Source organism: Citrobacter sp. wls613, assembly GCF_005281195.1.
Lineage (GTDB): Bacteria > Pseudomonadota > Gammaproteobacteria > Enterobacterales > Enterobacteriaceae > Citrobacter > Citrobacter gillenii.
Genome location: NZ_SZXN01000030.1, coordinates 28,331 through 28,779, shown reverse-complemented (window position 1 = coordinate 28,779; position 449 = coordinate 28,331). Strand labels below are relative to the sequence as shown.

Genomic DNA, 449 nt, shown 5'->3' with positions numbered 1-449 from the left:
TTCGGTGTTGTCGAGGAAGGCGACAAACAGGTCATGGATCCGTGACATCGACTCTGCCAGAGGGTCTTTTGCTGGCGGCGCGCCGGCCATCATGTTCTCAAGCGACGCGGCCATGTCATTCGCCATCAGGTCAGCGATGTCGTTGCTGTACCTGTCAAAAAACGTCTGCATGATCTGGTACTTTTCCTCCAGATACTCGGCGACGTCTCCGGTTGTAGTGTTCTCGTCCTCATACGGGACATCAATCACCCCCAGATGGAATGTGATCATGACAGCCCCCACAAACTCCCGAACTGCTGAGCGATCATCAGATAACGGCGGCCCCAGGGGTCCTGAAGCATCTGAAGGTCTGCCAGAGAAAGGTCTTTGAAGAAGTCAGGAACAAGTCGCTGCGCGCTGGTAGAGTTATCCCCGGCACCGGTTATTACGCCGGTAGCGATATTGTTCAG

The 449-nt window shown here is 54.8% G+C and carries 2 pseudogenes; both read right to left on the bottom strand.

Annotated features, from left to right (window positions below):
* Positions 1-270: pseudogene (locus FDX01_RS04460) on the bottom strand (hypothetical protein); the annotation flags it as partial.
* Positions 267-449 (bottom strand): annotated as a pseudogene (locus FDX01_RS23435) (hypothetical protein); the annotation flags it as partial. The pseudogenes FDX01_RS23435 and FDX01_RS04460, both read right to left, overlap by 4 nt.